19 protein-coding genes and 1 other RNA gene are annotated in these 22,658 nt (G+C 56.5%); 7 read left to right on the top strand and 13 right to left on the bottom strand.

Annotated features, from left to right (window positions below; all coding sequences use genetic code 11):
- Window positions 1–353: 353 nt before the first annotated feature.
- From JIF53_RS00885 to JIF53_RS00830, 12 genes are all read right to left on the bottom strand, one after another.
- On the bottom strand, window positions 354–1,532 hold the full coding sequence (locus tag JIF53_RS00885; protein WP_199451624.1) for a vWA domain-containing protein: 1,179 nt from the start codon (window positions 1,530–1,532) through the stop codon (window positions 354–356).
- Window positions 1,533–1,554: 22 nt separating this feature from the next.
- A complete protein-coding gene (locus JIF53_RS00880; RefSeq protein WP_011785090.1) occupies window positions 1,555–2,397 on the bottom strand; it encodes an AAA family ATPase in 843 nt (280 codons plus the stop codon).
- 18 nt (window positions 2,398–2,415) lie between these two features.
- On the bottom strand, window positions 2,416–4,551 hold the full coding sequence (locus tag JIF53_RS00875; RefSeq protein WP_199451623.1) for a vWA domain-containing protein: 2,136 nt from the start codon (window positions 4,549–4,551) through the stop codon (window positions 2,416–2,418).
- Window positions 4,552–4,590: 39 nt separating this feature from the next.
- A complete protein-coding gene (locus tag JIF53_RS00870) occupies window positions 4,591–4,935 on the bottom strand; it encodes a hypothetical protein (RefSeq protein ID WP_011785092.1) in 345 nt (114 codons plus the stop codon).
- Window positions 4,935–5,381, bottom strand: a complete 447-nt coding sequence (locus JIF53_RS00865) for a YcgN family cysteine cluster protein (protein ID WP_199451622.1) — start codon at window positions 5,379–5,381, stop codon at window positions 4,935–4,937. Before JIF53_RS00865 ends, JIF53_RS00870 begins: the two co-directional genes overlap by 1 nt.
- The gene (locus tag JIF53_RS00860; RefSeq protein WP_011785094.1) at window positions 5,378–5,671 is read right to left on the bottom strand and encodes a YcgL domain-containing protein; all 294 of its coding nucleotides are present in this window, start codon (window positions 5,669–5,671) and stop codon (window positions 5,378–5,380) included. Before JIF53_RS00860 ends, JIF53_RS00865 begins: the two co-directional genes overlap by 4 nt.
- Window positions 5,668–6,819: a ribonuclease D gene (locus tag JIF53_RS00855; protein WP_199451621.1), complete on the bottom strand. Its 1,152-nt coding sequence runs from the start codon at window positions 6,817–6,819 to the stop codon at window positions 5,668–5,670. The genes JIF53_RS00860 and JIF53_RS00855 overlap by 4 nt, the downstream gene beginning before the upstream one ends.
- A 17-nt stretch (window positions 6,820–6,836) precedes the next feature.
- Entirely contained in the window at window positions 6,837–7,439 is a 603-nt protein-coding gene (gene recR / locus JIF53_RS00850; RefSeq protein WP_199451620.1) for a recombination mediator RecR, read from the bottom strand.
- 33 nt (window positions 7,440–7,472) lie between these two features.
- On the bottom strand, window positions 7,473–7,796 hold the full coding sequence (locus tag JIF53_RS00845) for a YbaB/EbfC family nucleoid-associated protein (protein ID WP_011785097.1): 324 nt from the start codon (window positions 7,794–7,796) through the stop codon (window positions 7,473–7,475).
- 4 nt (window positions 7,797–7,800) lie between these two features.
- Complete coding sequence (dnaX, locus tag JIF53_RS00840) at window positions 7,801–9,714, bottom strand: DNA polymerase III subunit gamma/tau (RefSeq protein ID WP_199451619.1); 1,914 nt, start codon at window positions 9,712–9,714, stop codon at window positions 7,801–7,803.
- Between the two features lie 123 nt (window positions 9,715–9,837).
- Window positions 9,838–9,934: signal recognition particle sRNA small type (gene ffs, locus JIF53_RS00835), an RNA gene on the bottom strand.
- Window positions 9,935–10,005: 71 nt separating this feature from the next.
- Window positions 10,006–10,761, bottom strand: a complete 756-nt coding sequence (locus JIF53_RS00830; RefSeq protein ID WP_023010073.1) for a 2OG-Fe(II) oxygenase — start codon at window positions 10,759–10,761, stop codon at window positions 10,006–10,008.
- Window positions 10,762–10,870: 109 nt separating this feature from the next.
- On the opposite strand from JIF53_RS00830, the gene JIF53_RS00825 reads away from it, so the two are divergent.
- The 7 genes from JIF53_RS00825 (at window position 10,871) to JIF53_RS00795 (ending at window position 22,197) form a co-directional block, all read left to right on the top strand.
- Window positions 10,871–11,791, top strand: a complete 921-nt coding sequence (locus tag JIF53_RS00825; RefSeq protein WP_199451618.1) for a D-hexose-6-phosphate mutarotase — start codon at window positions 10,871–10,873, stop codon at window positions 11,789–11,791.
- Between the two features lie 30 nt (window positions 11,792–11,821).
- Window positions 11,822–12,637, top strand: a complete 816-nt coding sequence (locus tag JIF53_RS00820) for a lysophospholipid acyltransferase family protein (RefSeq protein ID WP_022991126.1) — start codon at window positions 11,822–11,824, stop codon at window positions 12,635–12,637.
- A complete protein-coding gene (locus tag JIF53_RS00815; RefSeq protein WP_199451617.1) occupies window positions 12,637–13,584 on the top strand; it encodes an SDR family oxidoreductase in 948 nt (315 codons plus the stop codon). Before JIF53_RS00820 ends, JIF53_RS00815 begins: the two co-directional genes overlap by 1 nt.
- 124 nt (window positions 13,585–13,708) lie before the next feature.
- Entirely contained in the window at window positions 13,709–15,847 is a 2,139-nt protein-coding gene (gene prsK / locus JIF53_RS00810) for an XrtA/PEP-CTERM system histidine kinase PrsK (RefSeq protein WP_199451616.1), read from the top strand.
- A 135-nt stretch (window positions 15,848–15,982) separates the two neighbouring features.
- A complete protein-coding gene (gene prsR / locus JIF53_RS00805; protein ID WP_199451615.1) occupies window positions 15,983–17,353 on the top strand; it encodes a PEP-CTERM-box response regulator transcription factor in 1,371 nt (456 codons plus the stop codon).
- A 50-nt stretch (window positions 17,354–17,403) separates the two neighbouring features.
- Window positions 17,404–20,106, top strand: a complete 2,703-nt coding sequence (locus tag JIF53_RS00800) for a tetratricopeptide repeat protein (protein WP_199451614.1) — start codon at window positions 17,404–17,406, stop codon at window positions 20,104–20,106.
- 120 nt (window positions 20,107–20,226) lie between these two features.
- Window positions 20,227–22,197, top strand: coding sequence for a PA14 domain-containing protein (locus tag JIF53_RS00795; protein WP_199451613.1), 1,971 nt, complete (start codon window positions 20,227–20,229; stop codon window positions 22,195–22,197).
- A 34-nt stretch (window positions 22,198–22,231) separates the two neighbouring features.
- Here JIF53_RS00795 and JIF53_RS00790 read toward each other — a convergent pair.
- The coding region (locus JIF53_RS00790; RefSeq protein ID WP_199451612.1) for an IS3 family transposase at window positions 22,232–22,658 on the bottom strand (427 nt) is incomplete at its 5' end.

Raw genomic sequence — 22,658 nt, 5'->3', positions numbered from 1 at the left:
CCGAACATCACTTTCCTGCCTTGCCGGGCCGCGCTGGTGCGCGGCTCAGGTAACATTTCGAAATAAAGAGTAACACCCGCTAACAACCAAGAACGGTATCCATTTCACCAAATGAGCATTTGGCCGGGTATTGGCAACGAAAAGCGTCGACTAATTTGACAGAAACAAAGAAAAGGGAGGCGGATCACAGAGGACCGGACGGCCCTATGACGAGGCAACTTATTGATACTAAAAGCAGATGCAGGGGCATGGCCCCGGAATTGCTCTACCAGAGATGGCGGGAGCGCCTTTCGGGCAACCCCCGCTTGAATATGCCGAGCTTTGCCGATGCCCTCAACCGCATCGGCTTTTTTTTATTTACTCAACTGCCTCATGGCCGATTCGAGCCCCTCAATGGTCAAAGGGTACATATGATTATTGACCAATTGCTGGGTAATGCCCAGTGAACCACCCGATCCCCAGTAGCTTTCCGGTAACGGGTTGAGCCACACCACCTTTCGGAAATGCTCGGTCACACGCTGGAACCAGGTGGCGCCTGCTTCCTCATTCCAGTGTTCGATCGAGCCACCGGGATGCGTGATCTCATAAGGCGCCATGGTGGCATCCCCGACAAAAATCACCTTATAGTCCGGCGTATATTTATGCAGGATGTCCCAGGTGCTGAGCGTCTCGTTCATGCGCCGGATGTTATTCTTCCACACGCTTTCATAAATGAAATTGTGGAAGTAGAAATACTCCATGTGTTTGAACTCAAGACGTGCCGCGGAGAACAGCTCTTCACACACGCGAACGTGAGGATCCATTGAACCGCCCACATCAAAAAAGATCAGAACCTTCACGGCGTTGTGCCGCTCCGGAACCATTTTCAGGTCCAGATATCCGGCATTGCGGGCCGTTGAGCGGATGGTGTCATCCATGTCGAGCTGGTCTGCCGCGCCCTGTCGGGCAAATTTACGCAGCCGGCGCAAGGCGACCTTGATGTTGCGGATGCCGAGGGTGATGCTGTCGTCCAGATCACGGAACTCACGCTTTTCCCAGACTTTAACCGCCCGGCCGTGGCGACCCTTGTTCTGGCCGATGCGGAAACCTTCCGGGTTGTAACCGTTGGCACCAAACGGTGAGGTTCCGCCGGTACCAATCCATTTGTTACCGCCGGCGTGACGCTCCTTCTGCTCTTCCATGCGCTTTTTGAAGGTTTCGATCAACTCTTCCAGCCCGCCGAGAGACTCGATCTTGGCTTTCTCTTCATCGGTCAGGTGTTTCTCGAATTCGGCGCGCAGCCAGTCGTCCGGAATCAGCGCCTCGAGCAGATCATCGAGATTCTCGATGCCTTCAAAATAGGCCTGGAAGGCGCGATCAAACTTGTCAAAGTGCCGCTCATCCTTAACCAGGCACACCCTGGCCAGGTAATAGAACTCCTCCATGTCTGCGAATGCCAGGCGCTGCTGAATGGCCTCCAGCAGGTCCAGGAATTCCCGCAGACTGGCCGGCACCCTGGCCCGCCGTACTTCGAGGAAAAAATCAATCAACATAAAGCAAGGCTCTTGTCGGTGATCAGTTTCGGCGACGCGCCATGAAAGCCAGCTTCTGCAGCAAATGAACGTCCTGCTCATTCTTCACGAGGGCACCATAGAGCGGTGGCAAAGCCGAGCTGGAGTCTTTCTCCTGCAGGGCTTTGGCAGAGAGCTCATCCGCCATCAGCAACTTGAGCCAGTCGATCAGCTCGGATGTCGACGGCTTCTTCTTGAGCCCCGGCACCTTGCGAACGTCAAAAAACACTTCCAGCGCATCCCGCACCACCTGCTGCTGAATTCCCGGGAAGTGAACATCCACGATGTTCTTCATGGTGTCGTGATCCGGGAAGCTGATGTAGTGGAAGAAGCAGCGGCGCAGGAAGGCATCTGGCAGCTCTTTCTCGTTGTTACTGGTGATGACCACAATCGGGCGTTTCTTCGCTTTCACAAACTCCTGGGTTTCGTAAACGAAAAACTCCATTCGATCCAGTTCCAGCAACAGGTCGTTCGGGAACTCGATATCCGCCTTGTCAATTTCGTCGATCAGCAGCACCACCTGCTCGTCCGCCTCAAAGGCTTCCCAGAGCTTGCCCTTCACAATGTAGTTGCGAATGTCTTTGACCTTCTCGTCCCCGAGTTGGGAATCCCGAAGGCGGGACACCGCATCATATTCGTACAGGCCTTGCTGGGCCTTGGTGGTCGACTTGATGTGCCAGGGAATCAGAGTCATTCCCAGCGCCGCGGCCATTTCCTCCGCCAGCAGGGTTTTACCGGTGCCGGGTTCCCCCTTGATCAACAACGGACGCTGCAGCGCGATCGCTGCATTGACTGCCATTTGCAGGTCATCGGTGGCTACGTATTTATCGGTGCCGGTAAACTTCATGTGTCTGATTCCTGTTGGTTACTTTTTCGGATTCTCTTTCTTGTCCGCCGGTTTGGATTTTTCGTCCTCCGGAGACTCTTCATCATAATCGGGCAAATCGTCGAATTCGGAGAGGTCGAAGTCTTCCAGACCAAACTCGTCCTCATCAATGTCGAACTCCGACTCGCTGATCTCATCGGCTTCCGACGGATCTGGCTCCGCCTCGGCAGTAACCGGATCGTCTGCCACGGGAATGTCGTCCTCTTCCGGCTCCAGTTCTGCCGATGGCAGCTCTTCCGTTACTTCGGGTACGGCCTCATCCGGAACCTCGTCCGGTTCGCTGTCAGCTTGCGAGAGTTCCGGAATGTCTTCAGGTTCCGGTTCCGGCTCTTCGGCAGACGCCAGCTCTGGCTCTTTTTCCGGGGCAGGTTCAGGTTCAGCCTCCGCTTCCACCGACTCTGCCGCTACCGGAGGCTCTGGCTCCACCACCGGTGGTTCTTCCGATTCTTCAGCCAGGTCCTCCAGGGTTTCACGCTCGGCCGCTGCCGCCTGCTCCTGTTCTGCCCTGGCCTTTTTCTGGCGCCATGCAAACAAACCAAGCCCCACGATAGCAACCAGCAAGGCTGCGCCTGCACCCCAGGCCCAAACCGGAATACCCAGAAGCGTCCCCTTCTCCGGCTCCTGTTCAGCAATCGGCTGTTCGACCGGCGCTTCAGGCTCCGGCTCAACGACCGGCGCTGGTTCTGGTTCGGGCTCAGATTCCTGCACCGGCGCTTCTACGGGCGTCTCGGCTTCCACTGGCGGCTCCGGTTCCGGAGACCCCGTTCCGCCGTCGAAATCCGGCAGCGACTCCACCTGTTCAGACAGGTCGGGCACCATGGGTTCGGTTACCACTTCCAGCGGTGGCTCTTCCCCGGGCACCGTGAACGTCGTCATCGCACTGAATTTGCGGGAGAAGGTTCCGCCATCCGCCACCACATCAACCTGATAGCGACCTGGCGCAGGCAATCTGGGTACCGTGTCCCGGTAAACGCCGTCTTCCGGCGGCGTATCGGGAGACAATACCTTGGTACCTTTCCGGCCATCACTGGCGGTTATCGACAGGCTTACGTCCATCACCGAGAGAAAATCAGACCCGGTAATCTTTTCGGCTTCTTCATAAAAGGCCACTTCAATGGCCAAAGGCTGCTCTTCGGTAAACTCGGCGGGAATCGGATTGACGGCCATGCGCAGATCACTGACCACCGTCACGCGGCTCCCCTGGCCGAGGTCGCCAATGATACGCCAGCGGCCCGGGACCGGTTCAGTAACGGTGATCAGATCGTAGCCCGGCTCAGATGCCCAACGAACATTTTCCGGAGCGTTCTCCCGGGTGAAAGGCTCACCACCTGGCTGTGCAAGCGCCAACGGCTCTTCGCCAGAAGCATCCTGACCGGAGAAGATCAGTGCCGTAAACTCACTGATGCCCTCATCGACGGCAAAGCCATCGCCTTCAATGGGCACCTGTTCTTGCGGCACTGCGGTGTTCAGCGCATTGGCAAAGGCCAGGTTCAAGGCCTCGGCGGATTGCGCCAGCTGGAAGCTGCCACCAGTTTCGCGGGCCAGGTTACGCAGAAACTGGACATCCGCCTTCTCAGACAGACCAACCGTGTGGATCGTGGCGCCCTTGTTTTTCAGCGCTGGCAACAAGGAATCGAGAATGCGTTTTTCCTCGGCCTGACTGGCGTCTTCGCCACCAGGCACGTCGACCTTGCCATCGCTGAGGACAATAAGATGGGTGTTCTCGAGGGTACCGCCAGACAGCCAGTCGTTGGCGGCCTTTTCCATTGCCAAACCCAGGTTCGTGTGCAGCGCCACCGAATTGATCTGCTCGGAACGCTCAACAGCAATATCGCGCCAGGCCTGGTCAACCATACCGTAGGGCACCAGCATGTTGACGTACTGCCCGAAAGTCCAGAGACCGGCACTGGCACCTTCCGGCAATGTCCGGGCCAGCAGACGAACCGCTGGACGGCGGAGATTCTGTGGATCGGTTTCCTTCATGGAGCCGGAAATATCCACCACAATGCGCACATCTGCATTGCCGGGCAGAGACAGTGCCGGGTCCTGCGCACATACTTGCCAAGAAATCAGCAGCAAAGCTGCAGCCACCCAAATGCGTTTGAACCCGTTCATTGAACTGCGCCCTTATCTTTTGTAGTTCTCAGAAATCGTCTATTTGCGAACCAGCCGGTACCGAACCAGATCAAGTATCCATACCAGTAGCATAACAATCGCGGCGATGCTGAAATTGAACAGCGCGCGACCGGCGGCATCGGTGTCGCCAAGAATCAGCTCATAGCCCGCAAACAGCCAGGCCGGTATCCACCAGCCGGCCACGTCTGGCGATTCCACGGGGGTCAGCACCAGCACCACAAGCGCAGACAAAAGCAGTGTCCGCAGACCGTAAAAGGGCAATACCCGGAACAGTGATTTCATCATGTAGAAAAACACAACGAAAGCGACTGCATAGGCCGCCCAGAAAACTCCATAAGCGAGTGAAGCGTCTGTATCCATCATTACAGAATCCAGTGAATAATGTGTTCTTCCCAATCCTCTTCCGGCACAGAATCTTCCGACACCACGTTTCCCCGCACCGAAACACGGGCTTGATGAACGGTATCAGGATCTCCGCTGCGAAGCGGGTGCCAGTCCGGCAGAGGCCTTCCCTCGGCGAGGGTCCGGTACGCACAGGTGTATGGTAACCAGTGGTAGCTGAGAACCGTATCGGCGGTCAGTACCGTACACCCCGGTACCTTTTTCAATCGTTGCTCATAGACCGTACAGCCACAGGTATCCAGGTCCATGTAACGGCATACAAGATCGGTGTGATACACCTCCCCCGTATCCTCATCCTCCAGCTTTTGTAAGCAGCACTTACCGCAGCCATCACACAGGGACTCCCATTCCGGCTGCGACATATCCGCCAGTCGTTTGCGCTGCCAGAAAGGAATCTGCGCAATCATTTCCGGTGCTGCTCAATCTTGCGCTTGAAGTCGACGATGTAGGTGTCCTGCTCTTCCGGCATCTGCAGGAAAAAGTCCTTTTCCTCAATTGCCGCCAACACTTCCTTTCCGGTTGTGCGCGCGAGTTTCTTGTCTGGCGTCAGCAGCAGATCCATCGAGTGGATGGGCGAGCCAAAGATACCTCTCAGCGCCTCCGGTAAATCGTCCCACTTTTGCCCTCGGCGGACAAAGAGATAGGTGTCGCCTTTCTTGCTGCTGCGAAACACCGATACAAATTCGCGTTCAGTCATTGGTTGAGCAGTTCCTCAATATCTTGCTTTACCGGCGCGATAATATCCTCGCGCCATCCCTCAAAAAACGTCTGGCCCGCCAGGGTGCCATCCTGGATCAGTTTCTCAATACGTTTACGTGGCGCCAATATTTCCATTGGAATATCAAAGCGTTCGGATGCATTACTAAAGTAACGCTTAACCTTCTTGTAAAGCGCTTGCTGATCCCGGCTCAGCGGTCTGGGGATGAGCTCAAGCCCGGAATTATCGGTAGCACGGGCGGCCTGCACAAGTTCAACCAACTGCTCGCCATAGCGTTTAACGAACCCTCCGGGTACGCCCTGAACATCCCTGATCACCGCAGCAGATGACGGCAAACGCTCAGCAATGGCAATCAGCAAGCCATCGTTCAGGATCCTGTTGCGTGGCCGGTCCTTGCGTCGGCACTCCTGCTCGCGCCAGACGACCAGTGCCCGGAGAACCGCTTGCTGTTCCCGGTTCAGGGTCCAGCCGCCCCGGAGTTTCAGGTAATGCTGCTCCGGGTCTTCCTGGGTAGCGGCCTCGTTGGCAAATCGCCGGGACTCATCCGCCAGGGCATGTTCCAGGCTACGCTGCCTGAGGTTGGCCAACACCCATCCGTAAAGTGGCTCAAGAAAACGGATGTCGTCCAGAGCGTAGCGTTCCTGGGCCGGCGTCAGTGGCCGTGACACCCAGTCCGAACGGGTGGCGGATTTATCGAGCGCCTCTCCGAACAGGGTCTCAACCAGGCGGGCATAACCAACGGAAAATCCGGCACCGGCCAGTGCGGCACCGATCTGCAAATCCAGCACACCCGCTGGCTCCACATTCAGCCAATGGCGAAATAACTCCAGATCCTCGCTCATGGCATACAGCAGTTTTGGCCGGCTTTCATCGGCCAGCATGGCCCGGAACGACCCAGCGGCCTCGGCTACCTCCGGATCCACCAGCCAGAACTGTCCGTCAGCGCCTAACTGCACGAGGCCTGGAATCGGGTAAAAGGTGGAAACCCGTTCAAACTCGGTATCAAGTGCAACCGGAATGCCGGGGTCAAGACAGCCGAGCCACTGATCCAGTTGCTCGGGTGTCTCCAGCCAGCGAACGGTATCCGGGGCCGCTGGAATGGTTACGGCCGGGTCGGTATGGGTCATAGACAGAACCTGAGGACTTATTCAGACAGGGGTTTGCGACCCCGGAATGCATGGGTGAGTGTAAAGCCGTCAACATAGCCCAGCTCACCGCCAACGGGAATGCCATGGGCCAGGCGTGTGATCAGGATATTCTGGCCATCAAGGCGATCAGCAATGTAGTGGGCGGTAGCTTCACCTTCCACCGTGGGGTTGGTGGCCAGGATCAATTCGGTTACGCCTTCACGGCGCACTCTATCAAGCAGACGCTCAATCCCGATCTCCTCCGGGCCCACGCCATCGATGGGCGACAGGTGCCCCATCAACACGAAGTAACTGCCTTTGTAATCGCCTGCCTGCTCAATGGCGAGCAGGTCTGAGGGGGTTTCAACCACACACAGGGTGCCATTGCGGCGCTCGGGTTTCTCGCAAATCTGGCAGATTTCGGTATCCGAAAAATTCTGGCAGCTGTCGCAACGGCGCACGCCGTCCATCGCATGATTCAGCGCCGCTGCCAGCCGGGTTCCGCCAGAGCGCCCCCGCTCCAGCAGATGAAAGGCCATACGTTGGGCCGTTTTCTGGCCAACACCGGGCAGGCATCGCAGGGACTCCACCAATTCATCAACCAGGGGGCTAAATGCCATGACTACTCCTTAAAAAATCGATGGCAGGCTGGCTCAGAACGGCATCTTGAAACCGGGCGGCATCCCCATGCCAGACATCATGCCGGACATTTTGTCTTTCTGGTTGGCCTCTACCCGGCGAACCGCATCGTTCACGGCGGCAGCCAGCAGGTCTTCCAGGATTTCCTTGTCTTCAGACAACAGGGACGGATCGATATCCACCTTGCGGACATCGTGCCGGCCGTTCATGGTGACTTTCACCAACCCGGCGCCGGATTCACCGGTGACTTCAGCTTTGGCGATCTCTTCCTGAGCCTTCTGCATCTGCTCCTGCATCTGCTGGGCCTTTTTCATCAGGTCGCCCATATTGTTCATCATCTACTTATCTCCTGGCTGTTTCTGCGGGGCGGATACTTTCTTCGACGACCCGCCCTTCAAATCGTTCCACAATACTCTTGACCAGAGGATCCTGCCGGATGGACTCTTCCGCGGCTTTCTGGCGCGCCGCTCGCTGGCGCTCCTCAAAGGCGGCGGGCGTATGCAACCCCGGCACACCCTGCTCTATCTTCAACTGTGTGGCGTCGCCGAAGCGCGATCTCAAGGCCGCCAGTATCTTTTCTTCGTGACGAGCGTTGAGCAGCCGCGCATGGCCTTCGTCCAGAGTCAGAACGACTACCTGCCCTTCCATTCTCATGGACGAATAACTGGCCAGGTTACCGGGCATGCCAGTAATACCCAGCGAACGGAAATCACGTTCCCAGACAAACCCGTCGGAGGTAACCGGTTGCTCGGGCTCGGCAGGGGCTGGCTCAGGCTCGTTCACCGGGGCCTGGTCAGCATTTTGCTCTGACTGCACCGTATCAGGGGCCAAAACTGGTTCCGGCGCTGACTCTGGCTCGGATATCGCGTTTGCGTCCGGCTCAATACTGGAATCCGATTGCGGCACCGGCTCTTGCCATTCCGGTGATTCGGCCTGAACGCCGTAGTCCTCTGGCTCCCAGGGTGGTGGGTCATCCACCATGGGTGGCTGTGGCTCGGGTTCAGCTACCGGCTCCGGACTGGGAGCCGGCTGAGGCGCGGGCTCGGGTGGCGGTGCCGCGGCGACAGCCTGGGTGGACGCGGTTTGCGAAACCGGGCCAGGCTCAGGTTCTGACTCCGCCGTGCCATTGTTGCTGTTGCCGGAAACCAGCGCCGGCGGTTCCCGGCGATCGGTCCCCGGTCGAAACGCCAGCATGCGCAGCAAGGTCATTTCAAAGCCCATACGGGCATCCGGTGTCACCGACAGATCTTTCCGGCCAATCAACGCGGTCTGGTAAAACAACTGGGCATCTTCGGCACTCAGACGGCGGGCCAGTTCCTGCACCTGGGCAGCATCGCCCATGGCGTTGTCGGCACTGCCCGGCACCACCTGCTCCATGGTGACGCGATGAAACAGAGACAGCATATCGGACAGGATGACTGCATAATCCGGGGCAAAATCCGAGATCCGGTTAATTTCAGACAGCAGGCCGGGGCCATCACGCTCAACCAATGCGTTAACAATGCGCTGGATATCGCGCTGATCGATGGTGCCCAGCATATTGCTGACATCACTGGCAGCCAGGTTCTCGTTGCCGAATGCAATCGCCTGGTCGGTCAGGCTGAGGGCATCCCTCATACTGCCATCGGCCGCCCTCGCCAACAGCCACAGGGCCGGGTCTTCAAACGGGATCTGTTCTTCGGTCAGAACATGCTTCAGGTGGCCAACAATGTGCTCCGGCGTCATCCGCTTGAGATTGAACTGCAGACACCGGGAAAGCACCGTCACCGGCAGCTTCTGGGGATCGGTGGTGGCCAACAGGAACTTGACGTGTTCAGGAGGCTCTTCCAGGGTTTTCAGAAAGGCGTTGAAGGACTGGTTGGTGAGCATGTGCACCTCGTCGATGAGGTACACCTTGTAGCGGCCGCGCGTGGGAGCGTACTGCACGTTGTCGGTCAGTTCCCGCATGTCATCTACACCGGTGCGGGAGGCAGCATCGATTTCGATCAGATCAACAAAACGGTTCTCCAGGATCTCCTTGCAGCTGTCGCATTCACCGCAGGGATTCGGCGTTATGCCGGTCTCACAGTTCAGACAGCGGGCCAGCAGGCGGCCAATGGTGGTTTTGCCCACGCCCCGGGTGCCGGTAAACAGATAGGCATGGTGCAGGCGCTGGTGTTCCAGAGCGTGAATAAGCGCCTGTAACACATGTTCCTGCCCCACCATGTCTTCAAAGGTACGGGGGCGCCATTTCCGGGCTAAAACCTGATAGCTCATGATCCATCAACTGCTCTGAAAAATGGGAACAACTCTAGCATGGACAGGCAATGAGAAGAAGCATGCGCTTGCGCAACAACGGGAGAGGAGACAGGCAAAACAAGAGGCAGGATATGGGGGTGACCCCACCAGCGATCCCCCGGCACACACATCCACCGCTTCGGCTGCTCCCTTCCGGGCCTGACCGGGTTCACGGTTTCATGTTGCGGAGGCACCAATGGGGCCACCATAACGGCGTTTCGGGGCATTTCCCTCGAAAGCGGCGCGCATATTAACAGAAGGGTATAAGGACTACAACGGCAAAGGGACTTCGTCCTGCCGGAACCAACAGGCAATGCTGTACCGGGTGCGATTGGCGGGCAATACCTCGTGGGGCACATCCTCACTCAGAAACAGAGCCGCACGCCCTGCTTCCGGCCGCACCAGACCAACCATCTGATCTTCGTTGTCGGGGCTGAACACCCGCAACTCTCCCCCGTCTTGCAGCTGCCATCCTTCATTCAGATACAGCACCAGGCTGACCACACGGGATGCCCTGCCCCGGAAACTGTCCAGGTGGCGCTTGTAGAAATCGCCAGGCTGGTAGGTGGCATAATGCGCTTCATAGCGCTTCAGCCCAAGAAACAGGCGCTGGTTCAGACCAACCCGCAGGGCATCAAAGAACCGGAACAGCTCCGACTGGGCGGCGGTATAGCCATCAAGCCAGGCGATTTTATCCCGGCGGACGCTGCGATCACGGGTCAGATCGGCACCGCGCCCAATCCCTGCTCGCCCCATGGCTTCGGTACGGTCCAGTATCTCTACCTCGTTTCGAAGCGCAGCGATCAGGCCAACGGGCAAATGACCGAGCAGATCCAGCTCAATCCAGGCTTTCTCGCTCAGGCTATCGGCAAGTTCGTCCAACCAGCCATCGGAGACCAACAAAGAATCACAGCGGCCAGCTGCCCCGATAATGTCTCCAGCCACCTTGTCCAACTGGCCCGCGGACTGCTCGAGAAGCGGCTCCGGCATCGGCAAGACCGACGCTACCGGATTTTCTGATTCCATGTTCAGACCCTCACAATTTTGACGTATTGTATTCAGAAACTCGCCGCGCGCACGGTTTTAAATTACTCTGAAGCTACGGAGTTTTACTTAAAGGAAGCCGTTTCTGAATATGTCGGACAGCAGTAGCAAGCCGCCAGCAACCGGAGGCCCGGGCAACTGGTCATTTACCCGCTGGAGTACCATCGGGCAACTGGAGGCACTTGAAGTTCATCACCCATTGTTCCAGGCCACGTTGTTTCTACAGGGGGCACACCTCACCCATTTCGCGCCAAAGGATGAACGCAACTGGCTCTGGCTCAGTGAACTCGCCCGTTTTCAACCTGGCCGAGCAATTCGCGGTGGCATTCCCGTGTGCTGGCCCTGGTTTGGAGACCCACTCCGGAACCCGCCGGAAATCCGCAAGCGCATAGCGTCATCCTCAGCCCATGGCTTTGCCCGCACCGCTTTATGGCGGCTGGAAGATGTTCGGGAAAGCGCCCACGAGGTAGAAGTCAGCCTGTCCCTTAGCGCCAACGACGATTTCCAGGAACACTGGGACGGCCACGCCCTGGCCCTGATCACCTTCAGTTTTTCCATTCGCGGTTGCCAGATCGCCCTGACAACCACCAATCTTTCGAAAGCGCCGCTGGCGTTCAGCCAGGCCCTTCACACTTACCTGCCCACGGACGACATTCAGCGAACCCGCGTGCTGGGCCTGGGAAACAGCCAGTACATCAACACGCTGAAAGACTGGGAATACGCCTCACAGGAAGGGCCGGTCTACTTCGAGGGTGAAGTTGACCGGATATACGAAACCGGCGAAGCACTGACCGTGGTAACGCCTGCGGGCAAACGAAAGCTCACGTCTGTGGGTAGCGATTCAACCGTGGTCTGGAACCCGGGCCCCGGAAAAGCGCAACGCCTGTCAGATTTCCCGGATTCTGCCTGGCAGAAAATGCTCTGCGTCGAAACAGCCAATGCAGCCTCGGATTATCGGGTATTAAATGAAGGCCAGAGCCACACACTGGGCGTATTCATCGGCCGCGCCTGAGCGGCAACTTCTTTGACACAGGGAGCGGGCATGGGCCTGGCATCGTATCTGAGATCGAAACTGATACCAGCGGAACTGGACGAACAGGTAAACCGCATTCGCAAACCCATCGGCACACTGGGCTACGATCCCTGGGGTTATAACAACGAAGCGGTGAAATACGGTTTTTCCGTTGCCCGACAAATCTACGAGAAATACTTTCGGGTCAGCGCCTCCGGCGTTGACAACGTGCCTGCAGAGGGCCCGGTGCTGATTATTGCGAACCACTCCGGCCAGTTACCCATCGACGGCCTGCTCATTGGTTACGCCCTCGCCTCACGGGAAAAAAATCCTCGAATTCCCCGCGCCATGATCGAGCGTTTCTTTCCGACGGTGCCGTGGCTTGGTAACCTCCTGAACGAAATCGGCGCCGTGCTCGGAGACCCAGTCAACTGCGCGAAGATGCTCGCCAACAATGAAGCAGTGATTGTGTTTCCGGAGGGCGTAAGAGGCTCCGGCAAGCTCTACCGGGACAGGTATCAACTGAAACGTTTCGGCAACGGTTTTATGCATCTGGCCATGAAGTACAAGGCGCCCATTGTGCCTGTGGGCGTAGTGGGCTGCGAAGAGACCATCCCGGCCATTGCCAACATCAAACCCCTGGCCAATGCCCTGGGCGTACCCTACGTTCCTGTCGCCCTGCCCGTGGTGCTCCCCGCCAAGGTACACCTGAATTTCGGGGAACCGATGTATTTTGATGATACCGAAATCCCTGAAGAGCAGGTCACCGAACGGGTAGAGGCTGTGAAAGCCGAGATCAGCCGACTGATTGACAAGGGACTGAGCGAAAGGAAAAGGCTGTTCTGATGAGCAAGCACCAAAGACCCCGCATTCTGATCACCGGTGCTGCCGGTGCGATGGCCCAGCAGGTGATCCGCCGCCTGCGAGAAAGCTGCGACCTGGTGGCCGTCGATTTCCGGGAACAGGTTTATCTGGGCGACGACATTCCCAGCTACTGCATTGACTTCAACAAGCGGGTCTTTGAAGACCTGTTCCGACGCTACGAGTTTGATGGCGTGATACATCTCGGCCGCATCCTTTCCAGCCAACTGACCCGCATGCGCCGCTATAACGCCAATGTACTGGGCACCCAGAAGCTACTGGACCTGTCCCACAAATACGGCATACGCCGGGTGATTGTGCTCTCCACCTACCACGTCTATGGTGCCGTGGCCTATAACCCGGCGCTGATTGACGAGTCCGCCCCCCTCAAAAGCGCAGGCCTGAGTGCCGACCTGGTGGATTCAGTGGAGCTTGAGAACCTCGCCAACATCTATCTTTGGCGCTACCCGGAACTCAACATCACTATTCTTCGGCCCTGCAACATCGTGGGCCCCGGTGTTCGCAATACCATGAGCACCCTGCTCAGCAGTGAGCGGGCACCCGTATTGGCTGGCTTTTCGCCGATGATGCAGTTCATCCATATCGACGATATGGCAGACGCCATTGTCGCCGCCTGGGCAAAGCCCGTAAAAGGCGTGTTCAATGTCGCGCCGCAAGACTGGGTCGCCTACCAGCACGCCCTGAAGCTCTGCGGTTGCAAGACCATACCCATTCCCTCCATTCCACCGAGCGTGCCGAAGGCCATTGCCCGGGTTTTGAACCTGCGCAGCTTCCCTCCGTACCTGATGGCATTCTTCAAATATCCGGTGGTGATTGACGGTCGCGCCTTCGCCCGGGAATTCGGTTTTGAGCCCAAACGGCCATTGAAAGAGATTTTCCGGTATTATCGCGATAACAAAAAACCGGTGTGAAACTCATCGGTAATTTGAGTATTCAAATAGACGAACGGCCCTTTTCGGCGCTACCCTGTACATATTAAATACAGTACCCGGGCACCGGCAGGCCCGGGATTCCCGGTGTTCAAGGAAAGAGCTAATGTTCAGGGATCTCAGCGTGATCAGTCACGGTGCGGCAGCCGCTGTCTTTGCGGTTCTGGCCGTTCTTGTGGCAACCCGTTATCTTCGCCGCGACATTGATCGTGCTCTGTTCCTTGCCGCCATTGTTACCGCCCTGTGGGCCTCCGTCCTGGTTACCCAAAGCCTCTGGGGATCGCCCGGATTCTTCACCCGCTACCTCCTGGAACTGCTCAGAGACACAGCCTGGTTACTCCTGCTGTTCGCCATGCTTCGCGACGGCTTTCGGCAAGGCCGGTTCACCAGTCAAATAAAGAAGGTATTGGGTGCCGCAACGGCGATACTGATCATCACCTTGCTGGCCCTTGGTACACTGGAGTTCGCCCTCCACATCGATCTGGTCAGCGGTAAGACCAAGGTGATTGGCCAGATCGCCCTGTCACTCCTGGGCCTGTCGCTGGTCGAGCAGATCTGGCGAAACTCTACTGTCTTCGGCCGCTCCAGCATGAAGTACCTGTGCATTGGCGTTGCCACCATCTTCGCCTTTGATTTCTTCATGTATGCTGATGCTCTGCTGTTCGGGCAAGTCGCGGATTCGTTCTGGAATGCGCGCGGTTTTGTGAACGCCGCACTCATGCCCCTCTTTGCCATTAACGTGGTTAACACTCGCAAACAACCTGTGGACTTCCAGCTGTCCCGTTCGGCAGTATTTCACGCTGGCACACTCATCTTCGCGGGCGGATACCTGTTACTGCTGGCCATCGGTGGTTACTACGTGCGCGCCCTGGGCGGTGAGTGGGGCGAAGCCCTGCAGGTTCTGTTCATCACCGTTTCCCTGGCATTTCTGGTAACACTTCTGCTGTCGAGGCGTATTCGCGGCCGCCTGATGGTCTTCATCAGCCAGAACTTCTTTGACTACAAGTACGACTATCGAGATGAATGGCTCAAGCTCACCAAGGAACTTGCCAACCTGAGCAACGAACCACCCCTGCCCGAACGAGTAGTGCGCATTCTGGCCGGACTGGTGGAAAGCAATGCCGGCGCACTCTGGATAAAGGGCGAGCAGAAAGATTTCCACCTGAAAGCAAGCGTCAATATCGCGACTCCGAAGTACACCATCATTGACGAAGACTCAGACATGGTGAAGTTCTTTAAAGATCGTGAATGGATCATTGATCTGAGTGAATACCGGGAAGACCCGGTGAGCTACAACCTGCTGGAAATACCGGACTCCATCACCAAGACCCCGGAAGCCTGGCTGGTCATCCCTCTGTATCTCGATAACGAACTCTACGGCATTGCCATGGTCGGCGCTCCCTACGCCAGGGTGGAGCTTAACTGGGAGAACTTCGACCTGATCAAGGTGGTAGCCCGCCAGACCTGCAACCTCATCGCCCAGAACGATGCCCAGAACCGGCTCTCACGGGCCATGCAGTTTGAAGCCGTCAGCAAGGCCAGCGCGTTCATGGTGCATGATCTGAAAACACTGATCGCCCAATTGTCTCTACTGGTCAAGAATGCGCCCAAACATCGCAACAACCCAGCCTTTATCGACGACATGATTGCCACCACCGATCATGCGGTCCGTAAAATGTCGAACCTCGTGGATCATATCCGCAAACCATCCTCCGGGGCGGACGAGCAACGTGCTCCCATAGACCTGACCCAACTGGTCCGCGAGCTGATTGAAGACAACAGCCGCCGCAGCCCGGCACCGGTGCTACTGGGCGCTCCACCCGCCATCCAGGTATGTGCCGACAAAGAACAGCTGCGCAGCGTGCTGGGCCACCTGATTCGCAACGCCCAGGACGCCACGGCTCCAACCGGGGAAATCACACTGAACCTGAAAACGGCCAAAGGCAGCGTGGTGCTGTTTATCCAGGATACCGGCAGCGGCATGACGGAAGAGTTTATCCGCACCCGGCTTTTCAAACCCTTCGAAAGCACCAAAGGGCTTACCGGTATGGGGATTGGAGCCTATCAGGCCCGGGAATACATACAGGAACTGGGCGGTTCGATTGACGTAACCAGCGAGCCCGGCCTGGGCTCCTGCTTTTCGGTACGTATTCCGCTGGCCAATGCAGCAACCGGCGAATCAGCCGGGAACAAGCCGGAACCGACAGATTCCGGCTTGCAGGAAGGCAGGCAAGCCGTCAATTAACCGACGGAGAAGACTATTTTATTAAGCGAGCATTGCAAAGTGTCAATGTTCAGTTAAGAATCAGAGTCATGGAATCGCGTTCGCCTCATGGGCGTCTATCCGATATGAACACGGAACAAAGGACTGGTTGTTGTTGTGAAGCAGTTATTGATAGTCGAGGATGATCCTGGCCTCCAGAGCCAGATGCGATGGTGCTTCAGTGAAGACATTGAAGTCTCGGTGGCCGCTGATCGGGAGGCAGCGCTAACGGCACTTCGGCGTCTCGAGCCTGAAGTGGTGACGCTGGATCTTGGCTTGCCACCCGACCCCGGCGGCGCCACTGAGGGTTTCGCCCTGCTGGAAGATATCCTTCGCCTGGCGCCCATGACCAAAGTGATCGTGGTGACTGGGCGGGAAGACAAGGAAAACGCCGTCAAGGCCATAGGCATGGGAGCCTGCGACTTCTACCAGAAGCCGCTGGATGCCGACATCCTCACCTTTGTGGTAAATCGGGCAGTCCGCCTCGCGGAACTGGAAAAAGAAAACCGCGAACTGTCCTCGCAAGGCAATGGCACCAACATCAAAGGCATTGTTGCCGCCAGCCCCGAAATGCTGGTGATTTGCCGCACGGTCGAAAAAGTTGCGCCTACCGATGTCACCACCCTGATTACTGGCGAAACCGGTACCGGCAAGGAACTCCTGGCCCGGGCCCTGCACGACCTGAGCCATCGCGCCGACAAACCCTTTGCGGCCATCAACTGCGCCGCCATTCCGGAAAACCTGCTGGAAAGCGAACTGTTCGGGTTCGAGAAAGGCTCCTTTACCGGCGCGACCCAATCCAAGAAAGGCAAGATTGAGAGCGCCAACGGCGGCACCCTGTTTCTCGACGAGATTGGCGATATGCCGATGGCACTGCAGGCCAAACTGCTTCGCTTCCTGCAGGAACGAGTGGTCGACCGGGTAGGTTCGGTAAAACCGATTCCCGTTGATGTCCGGGTGGTGTGCGCCACCCACCGGAATGTTCAGGACCTGATTGCCCAGGGCGATTTCCGGGAAGACCTGTATTACCGGATCAGTGAAATCACACTGGATGTGCCTGCCCTGCGTGAACGGGATGGCGACCCACTGGTGATCGCACAATCCCTCCTGAAAACCCTGGGGAAACAAATGGACCGCCCTAACCTCACGTTCTCGGACGATGCGGTTCAGGCCATCAATGCCTACAGCTGGCCAGGCAATGTGCGTGAAATGATCAACAAGGTGAAGCGGGCGATCATCATGGCCGATGGCAAGCGCATCACCGCCGAGGACCTGGTTCTGCCGCTCGAAGGCTGCGACACCGACTTTCAGCTCAACCTGCGCCAGGTACGTGAAGCGGCAGAACGAAAGGCGATTATTCAGGCCCTCACCACCAGTAATTTCAACATGGCTCAGGCATCGCGCCTTCTGGGCGTTACCCGCCCGACGCTATACAACCTGACCGACAAGTACCGGATTGAGACCAACACCGCCCCGAACGAGGCCTGAGACACCCAATGCTGGAACAGAACAAGACCCGACGAAGGAAGGACCAGGGCATGAAGATAAGAACTATTGCGCGTGCATCACTGCTATCCGCTGCCATCGCTTTGGCCGTGACGGGGTGCAACAGCGAACCGGACATGTCTCAGGAAGACATTCAGTACATCAGCCATGTAGACCAGGCACGGTTTTTCCAGCGCCAGGGTGAGCTCAAGGCAAGCACCATCGAGGCCAGAAGCGCCATCGATCTCCAGCCCAATCGCACAGCCCCCTATTTCGTCATCATCAATAACCTGCTTACCGCCGGTGATGCGGCGAACGCTGAACGGCAACTGGACAAACTCCTTGAAAACACGAATATCGAGGAGCTGGACCAATCGGAACGCAACCAGGCTGCGTTGATCCGGGCTGAAGCCCGTATTCTCCAGGGTAAAAATCAGGAAGCCCTGGAATCTCTGGACCAAATCTCATCGCCCTCTCCGGATCAACAGTTGCAGGCAGACAACCTGAAAGGTCGCGCCTGGTTGACCAGCGGCGACTTTGACAAAGCCGAAGAGGCCTACCAGAGCGCGTTCGACAAGCACAGCAATAACGTTGTTGCCATGGTCGGCCTGTCCCGGGTTGCCACCGCCAAGGGCGACTTCGACACTGCAAAGGAACGCCTTGAGAAAGCCATAGAAATTGACGCTGAACACGAGGACGTCTGGCTCTGGAAAGCGCAATTCGCCCATGCCCAGCAACAATGGGCCGAAGCAGAACAGGCGTACATACGCGCACTGGAGACCATTGGCCAGTTCGACGTTATGACCTTCCGGAAATACCAGACCATTTCGGCCCTGATTACCGTTTTGCGTGAGCAAGGCAAATCTGCTGAAGCATTCGTCTATGAGGAAATCCTTGCCAAGTCCGGGCCGGGTACGATCAAAAGCAACCTTGAAGCCGCGGCCGCAGCCTATAACGAAGGCGATCTGAATGCGGCCGCCAGGTATCTTCAGGAAGTCCTAAACCAGGCCCCCAACCATCAGCAAAGCGCGCTGATGCTGGGCGTAATACGTTTTCGACAAGGCCGATCCCAGGAAGCGGAGAAACTGCTCGAACCTCTGGCAGATATGGAGAATGCCGATGAGGTACGCAAACTTCTGGCCGCAACCCGCATATCCATGCGCGACCCGGCAGGTGCAAAATCGCTGCTGGAAGACCTGGAAGGCAGCGACGCCGATCCACAAACACTGGCACTGGTCGGCATTGCAAGCCTGGCCTCTGGCGACGATCAGAGTGGCCGCCAGCTCCTGGAAAAGTCGCTGGAACTGGCACCAGACAATCACAATCTGCGTTTGCGCTATGCGGCTTACCTCACTCAAACCCGAGATTTCGCCAATGCCATCAAACAGGCCAGACAGATTCCGTCGGATGCCACGGAGGCCCTGCAGGCGACAATCCTGACATCCCAGGCCCAGGCGTTGTCTGGCAATTCGCAGGCGGCAACAGAAACCCTGGATACCTGGCTTAAAGCCAATCCGGACAGCATGGCTGCCCTGATTGCCCGCGGAAACCTGGCCAGCAGCCTGAACAACACCCAACAGGCGGCCAGCTACTTTGAGCGGGCGCACAAGCAACATCCGGAAGAAGCAGCTCCTCTGGTAGCTCTGGGCAACCTTGCCCGCGAACAGCAGAACACGGAGCAGGCGATTGCCTGGTACCGCCAGGCGGTCGAAACCAACCCGAACAACCTGCCCGCCATTCAGGCCCTTGCCGGTGTGATGAAGCGCGATCAACTTACCGGGCTGATGCAGGAAATCAGCACGCAACATCCTGAGGCAAACGGACCGCGGCTGATCCTTCTGGAATCCGCGCTGATCAACAACGAGACGTTGCGAGCCGATGAACTTACCGCCCGGTTGATGGAAAGAGAGCGCGAAGACCAGCCCTCACCGTCTGAACCGCTGGTCGCTGCGGTGTATGAAGGCATTGCCACTCAAATGGCACAGCGCGACAACAGCGAGCGCGCTCTGGAGATCCTGAGCCGCGGACGAGCGCTCTTCCCAGAGAACGAGGCCATCGCCCTAAAAGTGGCTGCCATCGAATTCAGCAATGGCAACGCAACCGCCGCGCGAAGCGCGCTGCAGGATGCCAAGCAGCATCACCCGGACTCCCCCGCGCCCTACCAGGTAGAAGCCAGCTATTACGAAAACCAGGGCGAACATCAGCAAGCTGCTGAGCTTTATCAACTGGCGCTGGCCAAGCGACAAACGGCGGAACTGGCCATCGCCCATGCTCGCGCACTCTCTAACGCCGGCCGATCTCAGAATTCGATAGAAGCACTGCAGGAAGCCAACAAACAATTCCCGGACAATTCGTCAATTCTGCTTACACTGGCGCTTCAAACCCAGCAAGCAGGCCAGACGGATGCGGCCATTGAGCACTACCAGCAGGTTCTGCAACTGACCCCGGACAACGCCCTGGCGCTGAATAATCTCGCCTGGCTGTATTACGAGGCCGGCAACAGCGAAGCGGCATCACTGGCCAAACGCGCCTACGAACTAGTGCCCCAAAATGCTGCGATTGCAGATACCTACGGCTGGATCCTGTTCGAGGCTGGTGAACACGAGCAAAGCCTGGCGGTACTGGAAAGAGCCCATTCCCTAGCACCGGATTCCCAGGAAATTGCCATGCATCTGGCCGAAGCTTATCGAGCTACCGGCCGCACGGATGCCGCACAGCAGATCATGGACAAGTTCAGCGCAGGCAACAACGGCTAATCATTACTCACGCTATAACCAAAGAGAGGACATAACGAAACGTTCCTAGCCGCCGGTGGCAGCCCTGACACACTGCAACAATACTTTACATATTGTTTCCAATAGCAAGGAAGGTGGGTTATGGCTGCTATCAAAGTGTTGAGCGTAGGCACCGTGATGGTTCTGCTCAGCGGCTGTCAGAACTGGCAGTTCAGGGATATTGAGGATTTGCCACCGACAGCCGCGATACCAGAGACGAGCGAACCGGGGAAAGTCGATGTCTGGTATTTTGACGGTATTTCTGGGAACTATGTTGAATACACATTTGCCAGCGACGCCTATCCAGATTCACCTGATGAAATTATCCAATTAACCGAACTACAACGCACCGCTAACCGAGCGGAGAATTATGGAACCCTGATACGCGGCTATATCGAACCACCAATAACCGGTGAATACACGTTCTATGTAGCCGGTGATGACCAGACCCAGCTCTGGTTGTCAGATTCACTCGATGAAGATCGAATCTCCCAGATTGCTTCGACTATGGCTGTGCCAATTGGAGATTACACACAATATAGCTCCCAAACGTCTGCAGTTCACTACCTAAATGGTGGCCAGAAGTATTACTTCGAACTACGGCACAAAGAGGGACGTTGGGACGATCACTTCTCAGTTTCATGGCGTGGGCCCGGCATCAGCCAACAAGTCATTTCGGGAGATTATTTGCACACCTACGCACGCTCGGTCGAAGCACCTGCTCCAGAATTGACCGAAGCCGAGGCATATGAGTTGGGTTACCGAATAGGTTATTTCGATGCCAGCCAAGGATTGACGTATAACAGCCAATACCCCCCTCGGGATGATGATGGCGACGAGCTTTACGACAACTGGGAGGTCGTATATGGTCTCGATCCCTCTGACCCAACCGATTCTTTGACAGATAGCGATAATGACCTTTTAAGTGCATCGGAAGAATTTTGGGCGCGTACCGATCCCACCGTTAGCGACACCGATGGGGATGGAATCCTTGATAGCTTTGAATACGCGTATAACATGAACCCCACCGATCCAATGGATGCAAGCCAAGATCTTGACGGGGACGGATACACGGCATTAGAGGAGTATGAAGCCGGCACCTCACCCACCGATCCGGAAGACCGCCCGATTCTCCAGCCAATCTACCTCCCGGGGTTCACTGGTCAGTATTTCAGCGGAACAAACTTTGACAAGTTTCTCTACTCTCAAACAGACAACACTTTAAGCTTCAACTGGGCCGGCGGCAGCCCCTCTAACACAGTTCCGAGCGACTTATTCAGCATCCGTTGGATCGGCCAATTCCAGTCTCCACATGAAAGCGGCAACCGCGATTACAGGTTTACAACTACCACGGACGATGGCGTACGCCTCTACATTGGCGATACGATGGTTATCAACCAATGGGTTAACCAATCCGCCACCCCCCATTCAGCCATAGTTTCGCTAGGCGCCGGTGAAACAGCCTTAATCACCATGGAATATTACGAGTCCAAATGGGATGCAACCGCACGCCTCGAAATTGTAGATACCGTTACTAATTCCGAGCTGCCACAAAATGACGTCATTCAAACTTTAGATACGAGTAGCGAGGGAGCAATTACCGTTCAAAGCCTCGAGGATGGAATTTCTGATAGTTACAAACTTAACTACGGCCTCCCCTTGCATCAACCTGTATCAAATCTTGTTCTTAACAATTCGGGCGTTAGCGTAATGGAGGCCTACGAGTCCGGCCTACATCCTTATACACTGATGCCCGTATCAGAACCGACCACCCCGGAAACCCAGGAGCCACCTTCAGAGGAAAGCGCAACCAACAGCGCAACACTGAGTTGGACGGCACCTGGCACGCGCGTTGACGGAACAAGCATTTCCTTGAGTGAAATCGCTGAATACCAGATAAAATACGGTAAAAACCCCGAGGCATTAGATCAGACGGTGACAGCCCCTTCCGATGCGAACAGCATCACAATAGAAGGATTGGACATTGGTACTTGGTATTTCACAATTCAGGTGGTGGACACTAATGGACTGACAAGCCAACCGTCAGAACCAGTTCAATATCGGGTTGAATGACTTGTCTAGTCCTGAAATAGGTTTACACCTATTTCTATTGAAACGCCCGGTGCACCGCATCGGGCGTTTTGTATTTCAAGGCAAGATGTGGTCGCTTTGTGTTATAGGTCTGCACGGACTGATCGACCATCTTTTGCGCTTCTGCAAGGTCTTTGGGGCGCGCCAGCAATAACTCCGTTTTTAGGATGCCGTTCACCCTTTCGGCCAGTGCATTTTGATAACAGTCGTAGCCATCGGTCATTGAACAACGAATGCCGTGTTTGGCATGCAGCTGTTGGTATGTCATGGAGCAGTACTGGATTCCCCGATCCGAGTGATGGACGAGTTCTCCAGAGTGTTTCCTTCCCTTCAACGCCTTACGCATAGCTTGTATCACAGAATCCGTATGAAGGGTGTCATGGACATGGTAGCCCACGATTTTGCGAGAGAAAGCATCCGTAATCAGGCTGAGATAGGCCAAG

Origin of the sequence: Marinobacter sp. bablab_jr008, assembly GCF_016464145.1 — a bacterium.
GTDB lineage: Bacteria > Pseudomonadota > Gammaproteobacteria > Pseudomonadales > Oleiphilaceae > Marinobacter > Marinobacter nauticus.
Note: the sequence above shows the minus strand (reverse complement) of the source record. Positions and strands in the feature narration are given on the sequence as shown.

Coding starts and splice junctions, on each gene's coding strand:
- JIF53_RS00885 (WP_199451624.1), bottom strand. CDS start 1,532: ATGTTGATTGATTTTTTCCTCGAAGTACGGCGGGCCAGGGTGCCGGCC.
- JIF53_RS00880 (WP_011785090.1), bottom strand. CDS start 2,397: ATGAAGTTTACCGGCACCGATAAATACGTAGCCACCGATGACCTGCAA.
- JIF53_RS00875 (WP_199451623.1), bottom strand. CDS start 4,551: ATGAACGGGTTCAAACGCATTTGGGTGGCTGCAGCTTTGCTGCTGATT.
- JIF53_RS00870 (WP_011785092.1), bottom strand. CDS start 4,935: ATGATGGATACAGACGCTTCACTCGCTTATGGAGTTTTCTGGGCGGCC.
- JIF53_RS00865 (WP_199451622.1), bottom strand. CDS start 5,381: ATGATTGCGCAGATTCCTTTCTGGCAGCGCAAACGACTGGCGGATATG.
- JIF53_RS00860 (WP_011785094.1), bottom strand. CDS start 5,671: ATGACTGAACGCGAATTTGTATCGGTGTTTCGCAGCAGCAAGAAAGGC.
- JIF53_RS00855 (WP_199451621.1), bottom strand. CDS start 6,819: ATGACCCATACCGACCCGGCCGTAACCATTCCAGCGGCCCCGGATACC.
- recR (WP_199451620.1), bottom strand. CDS start 7,439: ATGGCATTTAGCCCCCTGGTTGATGAATTGGTGGAGTCCCTGCGATGC.
- JIF53_RS00845 (WP_011785097.1), bottom strand. CDS start 7,796: ATGATGAACAATATGGGCGACCTGATGAAAAAGGCCCAGCAGATGCAG.
- dnaX (WP_199451619.1), bottom strand. CDS start 9,714: ATGAGCTATCAGGTTTTAGCCCGGAAATGGCGCCCCCGTACCTTTGAA.
- JIF53_RS00830 (WP_023010073.1), bottom strand. CDS start 10,761: ATGGAATCAGAAAATCCGGTAGCGTCGGTCTTGCCGATGCCGGAGCCG.
- JIF53_RS00825 (WP_199451618.1), top strand. CDS start 10,871: ATGTCGGACAGCAGTAGCAAGCCGCCAGCAACCGGAGGCCCGGGCAAC.
- JIF53_RS00820 (WP_022991126.1), top strand. CDS start 11,822: ATGGGCCTGGCATCGTATCTGAGATCGAAACTGATACCAGCGGAACTG.
- JIF53_RS00815 (WP_199451617.1), top strand. CDS start 12,637: ATGAGCAAGCACCAAAGACCCCGCATTCTGATCACCGGTGCTGCCGGT.
- prsK (WP_199451616.1), top strand. CDS start 13,709: ATGTTCAGGGATCTCAGCGTGATCAGTCACGGTGCGGCAGCCGCTGTC.
- JIF53_RS00800 (WP_199451614.1), top strand. CDS start 17,404: ATGAAGATAAGAACTATTGCGCGTGCATCACTGCTATCCGCTGCCATC.
- JIF53_RS00795 (WP_199451613.1), top strand. CDS start 20,227: ATGGCTGCTATCAAAGTGTTGAGCGTAGGCACCGTGATGGTTCTGCTC.